Here is a 15035-nt window from a genome sequence, read left to right as displayed (position 1 = left end):
CGGCCGTTTTGACATTGATGCATAAACCACGGAGGAAGAAAAGACATGCGCAAAACGAAAATCGTCTGCACCATCGGTCCGGCCAGCGAATCGCTGGAAAACACGAAAAAGCTCATTCAAGCCGGCATGAACGTCGCCCGTTTGAATTTTTCGCACGGGGACTATGAGGAGCATGGCAACCGCATTCGGAACATCCGTCAGGCATGCAAGGAACTTGGCAAGACGGTCGCGATTCTGCTGGATACGAAGGGGCCCGAAATCCGGCTCGGCAAGCTGAAGGAAGAGCCGATCGAACTTGTGCAGGGCGAGACGATTACGCTGACGACGGAAGAGATTTTGGGCGATAAGGAGCGGATTCCGGTCACCTACAAGAACCTGCCGCAAGACGTCAGCGTCGGCTCGACGATTCTGATCGACGACGGGTTGATCGGCTTGACCGTTCTGGACATTCAAGGTACGGAAATCAAGTGCAAAATTCTGAACAGCGGCCAGATCAAAAGCAAAAAAGGCGTCAACGTGCCCGGCGTCGCCATCTCCATGCCCGGCATTACGGAGAAGGACGCCAACGATATCCGTTTCGGCATCGAGCAGGGCGTCGATTTCATCGCCGCTTCGTTCGTTCGCAGAGCGAGCGACGTGCTGGAGATCCGCGAGCTGCTCGAACGTCACAATGCGCGCCACATCCAGATCATCTCCAAGATCGAGAACCAGCAGGGCGTGGACAACCTCGATGAAATTTTGGAAGTGTCCGACGGCTTGATGGTTGCGCGCGGCGACCTCGGCGTCGAGATTCCGGCCGAAGAGGTTCCGCTCGTTCAGAAGATGATGATCGAAAAATGCAACAAGGCCGGCAAGCCGGTCATTACCGCCACCCAAATGCTCGATTCGATGCAGCGCAATCCGCGTCCGACGCGGGCGGAAGCGTCCGACGTCGCGAACGCGATTCTGGACGGCACCGACGCGATCATGCTTTCCGGCGAAACGGCCGCGGGCAAATACCCGTTCGAGTCCGTCGCGACCATGGCGCGCATCGCGGAGCGCACGGAGGCGGCTTTGCGCCATCGCGAAATTTTCCAGAAGCAGGCGAAAGCGCAGCAGACGACCGTAACCGAAGCGATCAGCCAGGCGGTGGCCAATTCCGCGCTCGATCTCGACGCGAAAGCCATCGTCACCTCGACCGAGAGCGGCTATACCGCGCGCATGGTATCCAAATACCGTCCGAAAGCGCCGATTATCGCCGTCACGCCGCAGGAGCAGGTGCTCCGCCGCCTGCAGCTTGTTTGGGGCGTCGTGCCGGTGCAGGGCAAGATCGCCGAGACGACCGACAGCATGTTTGAAATCGCCGTGGAAGGCGCTCTTCGCTCGGGCATCGTCCGCGTGGGGGATACGATCGTCATTACCGCGGGCGTTCCGGTCGGGCGTTCCGGCACGACGAATCTGATCAAAATCCACCATGTCGGCGAACTGCTGACGCAAGGTCAGGGGATCGGCTCCCTGAGCGCGACCGGTAAAGTCGTGACCGCCCGCACGCCGGATGAGGCCATCGCCAAAATGACCGAAGGCGCGATTCTGGTTGCGCCGTCGACGGACAAGGAGTATATGCCGGCCATTCAAAAGGCGGCCGCCATCGTCACCGAATGCGGAGGCATTACCTGCCACGCCGCGGTTGTCGGCCTGAATCTGGGCATCCCCGTCATCGTCGGCGTCGGCGACGCGCTGGAGAAGCTGAAGGACGGCATGGAGATTACGCTGTACGCCGAGAAAGGCGTCATCTATTCGGGCCAAGCGAAAGTGCTGTAAGACGAACATAAAGCGAAACAAAGGAAGCGACGGCGAACCGGGCCGTCGCTTCCGGCCTATCGAAAGGGGAACGGAAATGGGCCAATGGTTTCTGCATGCGCTTAGGGTCCGGTACCAGGAAACGGACCGGATGCAAGTCGTGTATCATACCAATTACGTAAACTGGTTCGAGATCGGGCGCACGGAATGGATTCGGCAAGCGGGCTATGCGTACCGGGACATCGAAGAAAAGGGGCTGCTGCTGCCGGTCGTCCATCTGGAAGCGAATTTTCACCGGCCGGCAAGCTACGACGACTGGGTGACCGTCTGCACGAGAGCGACGGAGCTGACCAAAGTTCGGCTGCGTTTCGAATACCGAATCATGCTGGGGGATCTTACGCGCAACGGGCAGGTCCGATTGGCAGACAAGCAGCCCGAAGGCTTGCTGCTGGCCAGCGGAAGCACGCTGCACGGCTGGGTAAACCGCGAATGGAAGCCGGCGCGCCTTGACCGCGAAGCTCCGGACGTCTACGCTACGCTTCTCGGATTGGCGGGAAATTCCGCTTCCGGCGAAACGGATTGAGGCTTGCAACGTTCGCCGACGTTCATCGGACGTACATCGGCGTTCGTCATAGAAAACGTTCCGTTGGGTGATACGATAGGCAGGTCCGTTCGGTTCTCGGACTCCCCCTGTTTGCCGCTTGCGGCTGGAGGCCGCCTGGCGGCGCGGACGGCAGGAGGGCGTCTGACCGAAACGCGAAACGGAACGCGCACAATGGAGGAGGGAAGACCTGTGCTCAGAAAATTCGGCGCGTGGCTTGCCATCGCCGCGATCGCGGAAATCGCCGTCATTATCCTCGCGGCGGATTGGCTCGGGGCCGGAACCACCTTCGCGCTGCTGCTGCTGGGGGTCGTCGCCGGCGCGCTGCTGGCGCAGACGGAGGGGCGCAAAGCATGGCTGGAGGCGCAGCGCCAAATGCAGTCCGGACAAATGCCGGGCCAAGCCATCCTGAACGGCCTCTGCATTATGGCCGGAGGGCTCCTGCTCGTCATTCCCGGCTTTCTCTCGGATATCGTCGGCATTACGCTGCTGCTTCCGTTTACCCGTCCTCTGTACAGGGGATGGCTGTACCGTTGGCTCGAACGGAAATTCCGGTCCGGTTCCTTTCGCATATACGGCGGTCCGCTGCGCTGACGGCGGCCGGCAAGCCGCCTATTTTCCGTGGACGATAAAGCGTCCGATATCCCGGAACACGCCCGCCCGGCGGCACGTCGCCAGCAGGATCAAGGTCACGGGGCCGACGATCAGTCCGGCAAATCCGAACAGCTTCAGCCCGACGAACATGGCGACCAGGGTGGAAAGCGGGTCAAGCCCGACGCTCGACGCCAGCACTTTGGGCTCGATAAACTGCCTGGCGACAAGCACGATGCCGTACAGGATCGACAATTTGGCGCCCAGCCATGCGTCGCCCGTCAGAAACACGTACGCGATCCAGGGAATCATGGCCGCGCCTACGCCCAGGTAAGGCAGCAGGTCGACGAGACCGATCAGCATGCCGATCGAAACCGCGTTTTTGACGCCGATCACGATAAGACCGGCCGTCACGACGACGGCCGTGATGGTGATCATGATCAGCTGCGCCCTTACATAGCCGAACAGCGCGTTGCGAAGTTCGTGCCAGACCGTTCCCGCACGCTTGCGGAACGGCTCCGGGAATCCGGAGGCGAATTTGCCCATAAGCCGGTGCCAGTCCTTGCTGATGAAGAAGGAGGCGAGCAGCACGATCGCCGCGATCGTCGCCACCTCGGGCAAGGAAGAGAGCACGTTCACGATTCCGTTCAGAAACGAACCGATCAGGCTGGTGCCCGCTTTGGCGAGCGCTTGGGCCGTATCGGTAATCCGGCCGTTGATCGTTTCCTGGTAGCCGGGATTTTGCTGGTAAAACGTATTGATCCGATCGATAAGCAGCTGCAGCTCGGGGCGCTCCATCAGCTCGTTAAAGCTTTGTTCCACCCAGCTTACAAGATGCTGCAGTGATCCGGACAGCAGAATAATTTCGTTTACAAGCCGCATGACAAGCGCGGAAATCACCGTCAGTATCGCGAGCGTAAACACTGCCAGCACGATCGTGACCGCGAGCCATCTCGGCGCCCGGCCCTTGATGTGAAGCAAGTCTACGAGCGGATTCAGCGCATAGGCCAAAAGCCATCCGAGCAGGAACGGATAAACTAGGGGCAGCGCCCACCAGATGAAGAAAGCGCCGCCCGCCGCCACCGCGATGACCGCTATCAGCCTCAACCATTGGCCCCAAATGTGTCGTCCCACGCGCCGCCCTCCTTTTTTGGATGGAAATGTCCTCCATTATCAAGTATAACGCTTTCGAAACGGCGCGTAAGAAGGGCTTTCCGCTCATTTATCCGCGATATTCCGACGCGAACCGAACGCCTTACGACCGTTTAACAAATGGTTAACGTTTGCTTTACAATTTTCCGACATAATGAGAGAAAATAGGGGTACGCTTGTCTAGGCGCAATATTGGGGGTCTGGATCATGTCGGCAAGCCGAAAATATATCAACCGGGATTTGAGCTGGATCGAATTTAACCGCAGGGTGCTGGAGGAGGCGGAGGATCCGACGACGCCTTTGCTGGAACGGCTGCATTTTTTGTCGATTGTCACCAGCAATCTGGACGAGTTCGTCAGCGTGCGCGTCGCCGGCCTGAAGGATCAGCTGAAGGCGGGCTACAACAAGCCGGACTTTACCGGCTACACGCCGCAAGGGCTGACCAAACGGCTCGCGAAGCGGATCGTCCGCATGGTGCGGGACCAATACAAAACTTACCGGGAACTGATGCGCGCGCTCGCCAAGGAAGGCGTCGTGTTCGTCAAGTGGCCGGATTTGAACGACGGGCAAAAAGAAGAGCTGGCGGCTTACTTTCATCAGATCGTCTATCCGGTGCTGACGCCGATGGCGGTGGATTCGAGCCGTCCGTTTCCGCTGCTGCACAGCAAAGAGCTGTATTTGGCGGTGGTTCTGCGTCCGGATCTGACCGACGTCAAGCAGGAGGATCGGACGTACTGCGCCATTGTGCAGGTGCCTTCGATTTTGCCCCGGACGGTTCCGGTTCCGGGCCGCAAGGGGACGCGCAAGCAATCGTTCATCCTGCTGGAGGATTTGATCAAGGAGCAAATCGGCCAGCTGTTCAGCGGCTACGCGACCGAAGCGGTTCACGCTTTCCGCGTGACGCGCAACTCGGACCTGGCCCTCAACGAGGAGGGCGCGGAGGATTTGCTTGCGGAAATCGAAAAGGAGCTTCGCCGCCGTCGCCGCGGTTTTCCCGTCCGGCTGGAGATCGAGAAGGGGATGCACGAAGACGCGCGCGAGCTGCTTATGGAGGAGCTTCAGCTGTCGGATCCGATCGACGACATCCATGAAATCGACGGTCCGCTCGATCTGAGCTTCCTGTCGCGCTTTGCGGGTTCGCTTCCGAATGCCGATCATCTGCGCTATCCGCGGTACGAGCCGAAGTATCCGCTCGAATTCGAAGAGTCGGATGACATGCTGTCGGCGGTGCGCGAGCGCGACGTGCTCGTTTATCACCCCTACGAATCGTTCGAGGCGGTTAACGACTTCATCAGCGAGGCGGCGGCCGACCCGGACGTGCTGGCGATCAAAATGACGCTGTACCGGGTCAACGCCCATTCGGTCCTGGTGCAAGCGCTGACGAAGGCGGCGGAATCGGGCAAGCAGGTGACGGTGGTCGTGGAGCTGAAGGCGCGGTTCGACGAGGAGCGCAACATCGCCTGGGCAAGGCAGTTGGAGAAGGCCGGCTGCCACGTCGTGTACGGCCTGGTCGGGCTGAAAACGCACGCGAAAATCACGCTTGTCGTCAGGCGGGAAAACGGGGTTTTGCGCCGGTACGTCCATGTCGGAACGGGAAATTACAACGAAAGCACCGCCCGCCTGTATACCGACGCCGGCCTGTTCACCTGCCGCCCCGACATCGGCGAAGACGCTTCCGCGCTGTTTAACGAAATGACGGGCTATTCGACGCCGCACAATTGGCGTTCGTTCGCCGTGGCGCCGTCGGGGCTCAAGCCGAAGCTGTTCGAACTGATCGACCGGGAGATCGCCTTCGCGCGCGAAGGAAAGCCGGCCAGAATCGTCGCCAAGGTGAATTCGCTGTCCAACCAGTCGATGATCGACAAGCTGTACGAGGCGTCCGCCGCCGGCGTCCGGATCGAGCTGATCGTGCGCGGCGTCTGCTGCCTCAGGCCCGGCGTTCCCGGTCTGAGCGAGAACATCCGCGTCATCAGCATCGTGGACCGCTTTCTGGAGCATTCCCGCATATTGGCCGTCGCGAACGGCGGCAACGAAGAAGTGTATATTTCCAGCGCCGACTGGATGACGCGCAACCTGAGCCGCCGCGTGGAGCTGATGTGCCCGGTGTACGATCCGGGCTTGAAGAAGATGCTGATCAATCTGCTGGAACTGATTTTGCGCGACAATGTCAAGGCAAGGGAACTGAAAGCGGGCGGAGGGTACGAGCGGGTTGCGGCCAAGGAGGGCGAGCCGCCGCTGCGCAGCCAGTTCGCCGCGGCGAACCTTTGGCTGTGGAAGAAGGCGGCCGCGGCGGAAGAGACGTGAGGCGGCGTTGCCGGGCAGCCCGGCAAAACGGGCACGGTCCGGGCTGCAGGGATAGGGCGCGACTAGCCCGCCGGAACGGGTGAGCGGAATTCCAGTTGCTGTAGAGGCAACTGCATGGCGAATTTCTGTGGGAGACGGCGATGCAAGTGCCGAAAAAGCAACTACATTGCGCGTTCAGCCCGCCGGACCGGGCGAGCGGAACTGCAATTGCCATAAATGCAACTGCATGGCGAGTTGACGCGGGAAACGGCGATGCAAGTGCCGAAAAAGCAACTGGATCGCGCGTTCAGCCCGCCGAACCGGGTGAGCGGAACTGCAGCTGCCATAAATGCAACTGCATGGCGAGTTGACGCGGGAACAATGTCTGGTTTCGGAAACGGATACGGTACACGAACGAATCTGAGTGAGAGGGATATCGAAACGTGATGCAGCGCGGAACGAATCTGAGCGAATGGGATACCGAAACGTGATGCGTCCCGGAACGATTCTGAGCGAGCGGGATACCGAAACGTCGGCAGTCGGAAGGAAGAAGAAACGCAGTTACTCGCCGTTGCCGGAGAAAAGCTCCGCAGCGTTGAACCGTCCTAAACGACGGCAACGGATGCGGGCGGCCACTCCCTTTTTTCAAGAGAAAGCGTCCGCCCGCGAGCGTATGCCGAGGTCAGCGAACCGTGAGCTTGGGCGTCAGCCCCCAGCATTTTTTGAAGTCTTTGGCGATCGCCTCGACTTCCATCGTTTCCATCGGCAGCGCGTGGCGGGCATCGGCGGTCAACATCAGCTTTTTGCCCTTTTCGACGGAAATGTGCAAAGAGGTGATCGCCTGCGATTCGCTGCGGTCGAGAGCGGCGGCAAGCTGAAGCAGGGCGCCCAGCTTGGAAGCCGTTTCGGCGTCCCCGTTCTCCAGGATGGACCGGTACGGCGACAGCTTGCGGAGCAATTGGTTGGGCCCCCGGTAAGAGGCGATCAGCGCGGTCAGCAGCGCTTCCCGGTGCGGCAGGCCGTACCAGTGGGCGTTCAACAGTATGTAAAACGTATGATCCGCGCATTCGTTGTAGTCGATGACGGCGCCGATGCGGAACAGGCGGGAAGCGGCGTCAAGCCATTTGCGCGACGCGGCGGGCAGGCCCGCGCCCGGGGCGAGCCGGTCGTAGAGCTCGAGCGCGAGCCGGTTCACCTGGGCCAGATGCTTCTCGGGAGCGGCCGGGTACAAGACGGTCAAATTACGAACGCTATCGTTCAGCACCTCGTCCGGAGAGGGCGTTTCCCGTTTGGGCAGGCAAGTTTCGAAAAACAGCCCGTCCCGGATGCCGGCGCCGCATACGACGATGCGCGGCGAGGCGGTCGCCCGCAACACGGCGCGCAGGATGGCCAGCCCGGGCACGATGACGTCGGCCCGGTCCTTGGACAAGCCGGGCAGCTTGCGGCGCTTGCTTAAGGTCATGGACGCCAGCGTCTTCAGGGTGTCGTCCAGAGCGCCGTCCTTGATCTCGAAGCCGTGCAAATTGGCGAACGGATAGTGGCCGCTGCGTTTCCGGTACTTGGCCAGAGCCCGGACCGTGCCGCCCAGGCCGATCAGCGGAAGCCCGGCTTTGGAAAAAATCCAGGGCTCGCGGCGAAGCATGTCCAGCGTTTCGCTTTCGATTCTCTCCAGCAGGGCGGGAGAGACCGGCTTGCCGTTCAGCGCATAGCGGATTGCCGTATTGACGCAGCCTATGGGAAAGGAAACGGCGGCAACCAGCTTGCGGTCCCGTAGCAGGCTGATCTCCGTGCTTCCGCCTCCGATATCGACGAGAAAAGCGTCGGTATAGCTCATCGTGCGCAGCACCGCGATGCTGCCGTAGCGGGCTTCGTCTTCTCCGGACAGCAATTCGATCGACAGTCCGGTTTCGCGATTCAGCCGCCGAAGCGCCTGCTCGCGGTTGGCCGCCTGGCGGATCGCCGCCGTCGCGACGGCGCGGATGCGGCTCGCCCCGTGCATCGTGCAGATGTTGCGGTAGTGCCGAAGCACCTCGGCCAGCTCGCGCAGGGTCTCGTCCGGCAGCATCCCGTCTTCGGTCAGCTTCTGGCTGAGCCTTGCGGACCATCTTCCCTGGTCGATGACCCGGTACGCGCCTTCGCTTGTCACTTGATAAACGGCAAGACGAACGGTGTTCGATCCGATATCGATCATGCCGGTCACGGTTGCGGATGCATTCAATATGAACAGGCGCCTCCTTGTGGGTTCATGATAGGGGTGTGACCATTGTAACACCCGAAACGCCGGCGTAAAAGAGAGAGCCGTAAGACGCTGCTTTGTCCTGCCGCGAAGCCTGCATATTTCGCCGCATTCGGCACACACTTACGTGATGGTATGACAAGATTTCATTATCCAATCGATAAAGCATTTTTATGCCGGCTTCGGTTCCATTCCCGCAAAAAATCGTTTATCATAAAAAAAGGTCAAAAATCTGAAACTTTTTCGGTTTTGCGCGTCCTGACGCACGCAATGTCCGGGATGCTTGCTAGGAAGACCTGAATCGAGGCGTTCGCACCTGTGATGTGCGTTTGTCCAAAGCGATTGACATTATTTGGAACGAAGGAGAGAAAACGATGACGGCAACGAAAGGTCTTGAAGGGATCGTCGCAGCAACTTCATCCATCAGTTCCATCGTTGATGGCGTGCTGACGTATCGCGGCATCAACATTGATGAGCTTGCGGAGAAGGCGACTTTCGAAGAAGTCGCCTATTTGTTGTGGCACGGCAAGCTTCCCACGCGGAAGGAACTGGACGAGCTGATCGCTCAGCTTGGCGAGTACGCGGCGGTGTCCCCGGAAGTGATTGCGGGCTTGCGCCTGTACCCGAAAAACGCCAACTCGATGGCTGCGCTGCGCACGGCCGTGTCCAGCCTGGCGCTGTACGACGAAGAAGCCCAGGATATGAGCCGCGAGGCGAATCTGCGGAAAGCGGTTAAGCTGCAGGCCCAACTGCCGACGGTGGTCGCCGCTTTTGCCCGCATTCGCCAGGGGCTGGAGCCGGTCGCGCCGAAAAAAGGCGTGGGCGTCGCGCACAATTTCCTGTATATGCTGACGGGCGAGGAGCCCGATCCCGTCGCGGTCAAAGCGCTGGATAAGGCGCTTGTCCTTCATGCGGACCACGAGCTGAACGCTTCGACGTTCGCAAGCCGCGTAACGGTCGCTACGCTGTCCGACATTTACTCCGGCGTCACTTCCGCGATCGGCACGCTCAAAGGCCCGCTGCACGGCGGCGCCAACGAAGCGGTTATGGTCATGCTTGACGAAATCAAGACGCTCGACAATGTGGAGCCGTACATCCAGAACAAGCTGAACAACAAAGAGAAGATCATGGGCTTCGGGCATCGCGTCTACAAGAACGGCGACCCGCGCGCCAAGCATTTGCAGCAAATGTCCCGCCAGCTCAGCGAGCTGAAAGGCGACTCGACGCTCTACGAGATTTCCGTCAAAATCGAAGAGCTTGTCACCGGCCAAAAAGGACTGAAGCCGAACGTCGACTTCTACTCCGCTTCCTGTTACACGCTGCTGGGCATTCCCCGGGATTTGTTCACCCCGATCTTCGCGATCAGCCGGGTTTCGGGCTGGACCGCCCACATTCTCGAGCAGCTTGACGACAACCGTCTCATTCGTCCGCGCGCCGAATACGTCGGACCGGTAGGCCAGCACTACGTTCCGATCGAACAGCGCGGCTAAGCCCGTTCAGCCGGTCGATGCCGGCGGGCCCTTTCCGGCGCCAGGGGGCGCCCGGAAAGCGGAGCGCCGGTTTCTTATGAATAAATCCATCTAGCAGGAGGAAACCTTTTATGAAATTGGAAAAATTCGCACCCCCCGCTTCCGGCCAACCGATTACCGTTACCAACGGCGTTCTGAACGTGCCGAACAATCCGATCATTCCGTTCATCGAAGGCGACGGCACCGGCCGCGACATTTGGCGCGCAGCCAAACGCGTGCTCGACGCAGCCGTCAAAAAAGCGTATAACGGCGAAAAAGAAATCGCCTGGTACGAAGTGTTCGCCGGCGAGAAAGCTTACAACACCTACGGCGAATGGCTGCCGAACGATACGCTGACGGCGATCCGCGAATACATCATCGCGATCAAGGGACCGCTGACCACGCCGATCGGCGGCGGCATCCGCTCCCTGAACGTCGCGCTGCGCCAGGAACTGGACCTGTACGTCTGCTTGCGTCCCGTGCGTTACTTCAGCGGCGTACCTTCCCCGGTCAAACGCCCGGATCTGGTGGACATGGTCATTTTCCGCGAAAACACCGAGGACATTTATGCGGGCATCGAGTATCAAGCCCAAACGGCCGATGCGAAAAAAGTGATCGAATTCCTGCAAAAGGAAATGGGCGTCAAAAAGATCCGCTTCCCGGAAACGTCCGGCATCGGCATCAAGCCGGTGTCCTCCGAAGGCTCCAAGCGCCTCGTCCGCGCCGCGATCGAATACGCGATCAAGCATAAACGCAAATCCGTCACGCTGGTGCACAAAGGCAACATCATGAAATTTACGGAAGGCGCGTTCAAGAACTGGGGCTACGAAGTGGCCGAAACCGAGTTCCCGAACCAAACCTTCACCTGGGGCCAATACGACAAAATCAAGGCCGAGCAAGGCGAGGAAGCGGCCAACGCGGCGCAAAAGGCGGCTTTGGCCGAAGGCAAAATCCTGATCAAGGACGCCATCGCCGACATCGCCCTGCAGCAAGTGCTGACCCGTCCGGCCGAATTCGACGTCATCGCCACGCTGAACCTGAACGGCGACTACCTGTCCGACGCCCTGGCCGCGCAAGTCGGCGGCATCGGCATCGCTCCGGGAGCCAACATCAACTACGCGACCGGACATGCCATCTTCGAAGCGACGCACGGCACCGCGCCGAAATACGCCGACAAGGACGTCGTCAACCCGGGCTCCGTCATTCTGTCCGGCGTCATGATGTTCGAACACCTCGGCTGGCTCGAAGCGGCGGATCTGGTGTACAAAGGGATGGAAAAAACCATCAACAGCAAAATCGTAACCTACGACTTTGCCCGCCTGATGGAAGGTGCAACCGAAGTCAAGTGCTCCGAATTCGCAGACGAAATCATCAAAAACATGTAGCGAGGAGGCCATAGGCAATATGGCAATCAAGCGCGCGAAAATTACGGTGATCGGCGCAGGGTTCACAGGTGCTACGACCGCGTTGATGCTGGCTCAAAAGGAACTGGGGGACATCGTTCTGCTCGATATCCCGCAGCTCGAAAATCCGACGAAGGGCAAAGCGCTCGACATGCTGGAATCGACGCCGGTCCAAGGCGTTGACGCCAACATCATCGGCACCTCCAGCTATGAAGATTCCGCGAACTCCGACGTCGTCATCATTACGGCCGGCATTGCCCGCAAGCCGGGCATGAGCCGCGACGACCTCGTCAACACGAATGCGGGCATCGTCAAATCGGTCTGCGAAAACGTGAAAGCCACGAGCCCGAACGCCTACGTCATCATCCTGTCCAACCCGGTCGACGCGATGACGTATGTCGCCTACAAGACGCTCGGCTTCCCGAAAAACCGCGTCATCGGCCAATCCGGCGTGTTGGATACGGCCCGTTACAACACGTTCCTGGCGCAGGCGCTGAACGTATCGGTGGAAGACGTCCGCGGCGTCGTGCTTGGCGGCCACGGTGACGACATGGTTCCGCTCGTCCGCTACACGACGATCGGCGGCATTCCGGTCGAGAAGCTGCTGCCTGCGGACCAAATCGAAGCGATCGTGAAGCGCACCCGCGTCGGGGGCGGCGAGATCGTCAACCTGCTCGGCAACGGCAGCGCCTACTACGCTCCGGCCGCTTCGCTGGTCCAAATGACCGAAGCGATCCTGAAAGACAAAAAACGCATTCTGCCGGTTATCGCGCTGCTGGAAGGCGAGTACGGTTACGACAACCTGTTCATGGGCGTACTGGCCGTGCTCGGCGGTGACGGCATCGAGAAGGTCATCGAACTGGAGCTTACGGCCGAAGAAAAAGCCGCGCTTGATAAGTCTGCCGAATCTGTTCGCAATGTGATCAAAATCGTCGAAAACGTGTAATGCAGCGTTTTTTCGAACGATCCGCAACGATCTGCCAGCGCATCCTCCGTCACGGCGCCCGCCGCGGGGGATGCGTTTTTTCTTGAATCCGGTCATGGCGGGTGGACGAGATCATTTTCCGTTCATGGAACGTTTTCGTTTTGGGCGCAATTTGTGTATACTGGACATGACTGTGCAAATTTGGGCTGGGAGGATTTCTCAATGCTGACTTTGATGTTGTTCTTGCATGTCGTGGGTGCTGCCGGAATGGGCATATACGTCGTGCTTCCCTTTGTCGCGGCGCGGTTTCGCCAGCTGTCCACGCCTGCGCAGGAAGGGCTCGCCAACGGGCTGGTGACGGCGGGTCGGGTCGGACAGTTTGCGCTGGTCCTTCAGCTGTTGACCGGGGGATACCTGATTTCGCAAGCGGACTATACCGTTCCGTGGATGATCGTCATCCTGGCGCTGTTCGTTCTTCTGGGCGCGCTTGCCGGCATGATCCAGGGGCCGCTGAGACGGATTCAGGCCGCAGCGATCAGCAATACGGATGCCAGCGGAGCGATTTCGCGCGTTCAGACGCTGAGCGTATTGACGCTGATTGTTTTTGCCGTAATGCTGTGGCTGATGCAGGACCCGTGGTACGCTTCTTAAAAAAACGTTGAAGCTTGCCTTGTCCCGCCGGGCGACCGTGGGCAAGGCTTTTTTCGTTTCCGCAAGCAGCGCTGGCGGCGGAACGGGCGGCGTTTCAATCCTCCGACAGCTCGTCAATCGTCCGCTCGAAGCTGGGCGCGAGCCGCTCGAGGAACCATTCGACCTCGGGCAGACCGAAGCCGTGAAGCTTCTCTTCCATCTGCCTGCGCGCGGTGGCGAATTCACGGTTGCCGGCCGACATTTCGCTGACGCACTTCAAATACGCGTCCAGCACGTCGGCCGCTTTGACCAGCTTGGCCAGTTCCGGGGAAGCCGGCTTGCGGCCGAGCAGCGGGCGGTACACGTCGCGCAGCGGCTCCGGCACCGTCGACAGAAGCTGGTTGGCGGCAAGACTTTCGATTTGGCGGAAGTTGGACAGAATGTTTGGGTTATGATGCTTGATCGGCGTCGGGATGTCGCCGGTAATCACCTCGGTGGCGTCGTGGAACAGCGCGTACGTAGCCGCTTCCTCGGGATTGACGTCGTTTCCGAACACGTGGCGGGAGATGCTGGCCAGAAGATGCGCGAGCAGCGCGGTGTGGAACGAGTGCTCGGCGACATTTTCCTCGGTCGTCTTGCGCATCAGGCTCCACCGTTCGATAAATTGCAGCCGGTACAGATAAGCCAGAAAATGATAAGGCATTTGCATCTTCCTTTCTTTTTTGCCGCTTCCCCAAAACGGTTCAGCCCCTTAAATCTGGAGTCTGCACCGTCAAAAATGGAGATTTCTTAGAATTCCTTGCTTTTTCGCCGATATCGGACGAGGTTATAGGGACGTGGTCGGCAAGCTGGCTTCCCTGGGTGCGGATAAACCCGTCCGCAAACCCGTTTGTCCGGGAACATAGGATCACCGTTCCGTTATACGGCCCAAAGACCGCTGGAATCGAGAAACTCCGGACACAGGTTCCGCTATTCACGCAAAGCTTGCACCTTTTTACGGTTTTCCGGGGGATTAACGGATCTCCTGTCCGCAACCGTTCGTTTTTCCTGCCAAATGGCCTTCATAACGGATTGTCTGTCCGTTACCTGACATCTTCCCTGCGCCGGCACCCTCCTGTGCACCCTCCCGTGCATCCGCTCCTATCCCGTACATTTGCGTTCCTGCACGCCTCATTTGTCAATCTCTTTCACCGTGAGATCATCGGTTGTCGCAGCGGCGCGAGAAAAACAACTCGGTGGGGATATAGGGCCATCGCCGGCCTTTCGATACGGTTGGATTGCATTGAAATGTTTCATACCGATCGCGGGAGCGAGTTTGATAACCCTCTTATTTCGGAGGCGCTGGAGACCTTCGGAATCAGGCGCTAGATCGTCAAAACGGAATTGGCCGACCAGCGGCCATTCCACAGCCCTGGAGCAATTGGCTCTAGAGCTCAGCGATCTTGATCCCCGGCAGCCTCTTTCACGACCCGAAGCCGCGAATCGTCTCCCCTCAAAAAACAGTGTACTTATTTTTTTGGGAAGACTCCAGCTTATTTAAGGGGCTGCGGAGAAAACGCCTTTGCCGATTTCCGGACCGCCTAAGATTCGGATAAAATAAAACGAGAATCCTTTTTGGAAGCGGAGGATCTAATCGGAAATGAAGCGTTTCGGACTCATTCCTTCAAGATTATCACAAAATCGAAAGACCGGAAATAAACCCATTCCGCTGCTGTGGTTGCTGCCGCTCCTTTTGGCGGTTCTGTACACTTTCTTTCATTACGGAACCTTAAATGTCACGAAAATTGACTTTTTGCATCCCTTTCAAGGCGCTTATATCGTTTATTCGGGGTGGTTTGCGGCCGGAGTCGGGATCGAGGTTGTCCACTGCCTCAAAAAGCGAAAGATGTGATTCGCAATAGGGTTTGCTTGCCTTGGGGCATGCAGG

At 59.0% G+C, this 15035-nt stretch carries 12 protein-coding genes; 9 read left to right on the top strand and 3 right to left on the bottom strand.

Translation table 11 applies throughout. The features are described from left to right. The first annotated feature begins 45 nt into the window (after positions 1–45). The 3 genes from pyk to F560_RS0103285 all read left to right on the top strand — a co-directional run bounded on the left by pyk (position 46) and on the right by F560_RS0103285 (position 2974). Entirely contained in the window at positions 46–1800 is a 1755-nt protein-coding gene (pyk, locus tag F560_RS0103295; RefSeq protein ID WP_019004283.1) for a pyruvate kinase, read from the top strand. Between the two features lie 76 nt (positions 1801–1876). Then, positions 1877–2362: an acyl-CoA thioesterase gene (locus F560_RS0103290; protein ID WP_019004282.1), complete on the top strand. Its 486-nt coding sequence runs from the start codon at positions 1877–1879 to the stop codon at positions 2360–2362. 210 nt (positions 2363–2572) lie between these two features. Then, a complete protein-coding gene (locus tag F560_RS0103285; protein WP_019004281.1) occupies positions 2573–2974 on the top strand; it encodes an FxsA family protein in 402 nt (133 codons plus the stop codon). 18 nt (positions 2975–2992) lie between these two features. On the opposite strand, the gene ytvI is transcribed toward F560_RS0103285, so the two are convergent. After that, positions 2993–4105: a sporulation integral membrane protein YtvI gene (gene ytvI, locus F560_RS0103280; RefSeq protein ID WP_019004280.1), complete on the bottom strand. Its 1113-nt coding sequence runs from the start codon at positions 4103–4105 to the stop codon at positions 2993–2995. Positions 4106–4330: 225 nt separating this feature from the next. Between ytvI and ppk1 the strand changes: the two genes are divergently transcribed. Next, complete coding sequence (ppk1, locus tag F560_RS0103275; protein ID WP_019004279.1) at positions 4331–6427, top strand: polyphosphate kinase 1; 2097 nt, start codon at positions 4331–4333, stop codon at positions 6425–6427. A gap of 661 nt (positions 6428–7088) precedes the next feature. Here the strand turns inward: ppk1 and F560_RS0103270 are convergent. Continuing rightward, the gene (locus F560_RS0103270) at positions 7089–8624 is read right to left on the bottom strand and encodes a Ppx/GppA phosphatase family protein (protein WP_019004278.1); all 1536 of its coding nucleotides are present in this window, start codon (positions 8622–8624) and stop codon (positions 7089–7091) included. A gap of 392 nt (positions 8625–9016) precedes the next feature. Here F560_RS0103270 and citZ point away from each other — a divergent pair, with 392 nt between their 5' ends. The 4 genes from citZ (at position 9017) to F560_RS0103250 (ending at position 13129) form a co-directional block, all read left to right on the top strand. After that, a complete protein-coding gene (gene citZ / locus F560_RS0103265) occupies positions 9017–10132 on the top strand; it encodes a citrate synthase (protein WP_026298062.1) in 1116 nt (371 codons plus the stop codon). Positions 10133–10242: 110 nt separating this feature from the next. Next, entirely contained in the window at positions 10243–11535 is a 1293-nt protein-coding gene (gene icd, locus F560_RS0103260) for an NADP-dependent isocitrate dehydrogenase (protein WP_019004276.1), read from the top strand. A 19-nt stretch (positions 11536–11554) separates the two neighbouring features. Next, positions 11555–12499: a malate dehydrogenase gene (mdh, locus tag F560_RS0103255; protein WP_019004275.1), complete on the top strand. Its 945-nt coding sequence runs from the start codon at positions 11555–11557 to the stop codon at positions 12497–12499. A 201-nt stretch (positions 12500–12700) separates the two neighbouring features. Continuing rightward, positions 12701–13129 carry a hypothetical protein gene (locus F560_RS0103250; protein WP_019004274.1) on the top strand — a complete coding sequence of 143 codons (429 nt, stop codon included), beginning with the start codon at positions 12701–12703 and terminating at the stop codon, positions 13127–13129. 94 nt (positions 13130–13223) lie between these two features. Here the strand turns inward: F560_RS0103250 and yfbR are convergent, their stop codons facing one another. Beyond that, complete coding sequence (yfbR, locus tag F560_RS0103245; RefSeq protein WP_019004273.1) at positions 13224–13811, bottom strand: 5'-deoxynucleotidase; 588 nt, start codon at positions 13809–13811, stop codon at positions 13224–13226. A 936-nt stretch (positions 13812–14747) separates the two neighbouring features. Between yfbR and F560_RS0103235 the strand changes: the two genes are divergently transcribed. Beyond that, positions 14748–14999, top strand: coding sequence for a hypothetical protein (locus tag F560_RS0103235; protein ID WP_019004271.1), 252 nt, complete (start codon positions 14748–14750; stop codon positions 14997–14999). Positions 15000–15035 lie beyond the last annotated feature (36 nt).

Source organism: Cohnella laeviribosi DSM 21336 (assembly GCF_000378425.1).
GTDB lineage: Bacteria > Bacillota > Bacilli > Paenibacillales > Paenibacillaceae > Cohnella > Cohnella laeviribosi.
This window is presented reverse-complemented; position numbering and strand designations above follow the sequence as displayed.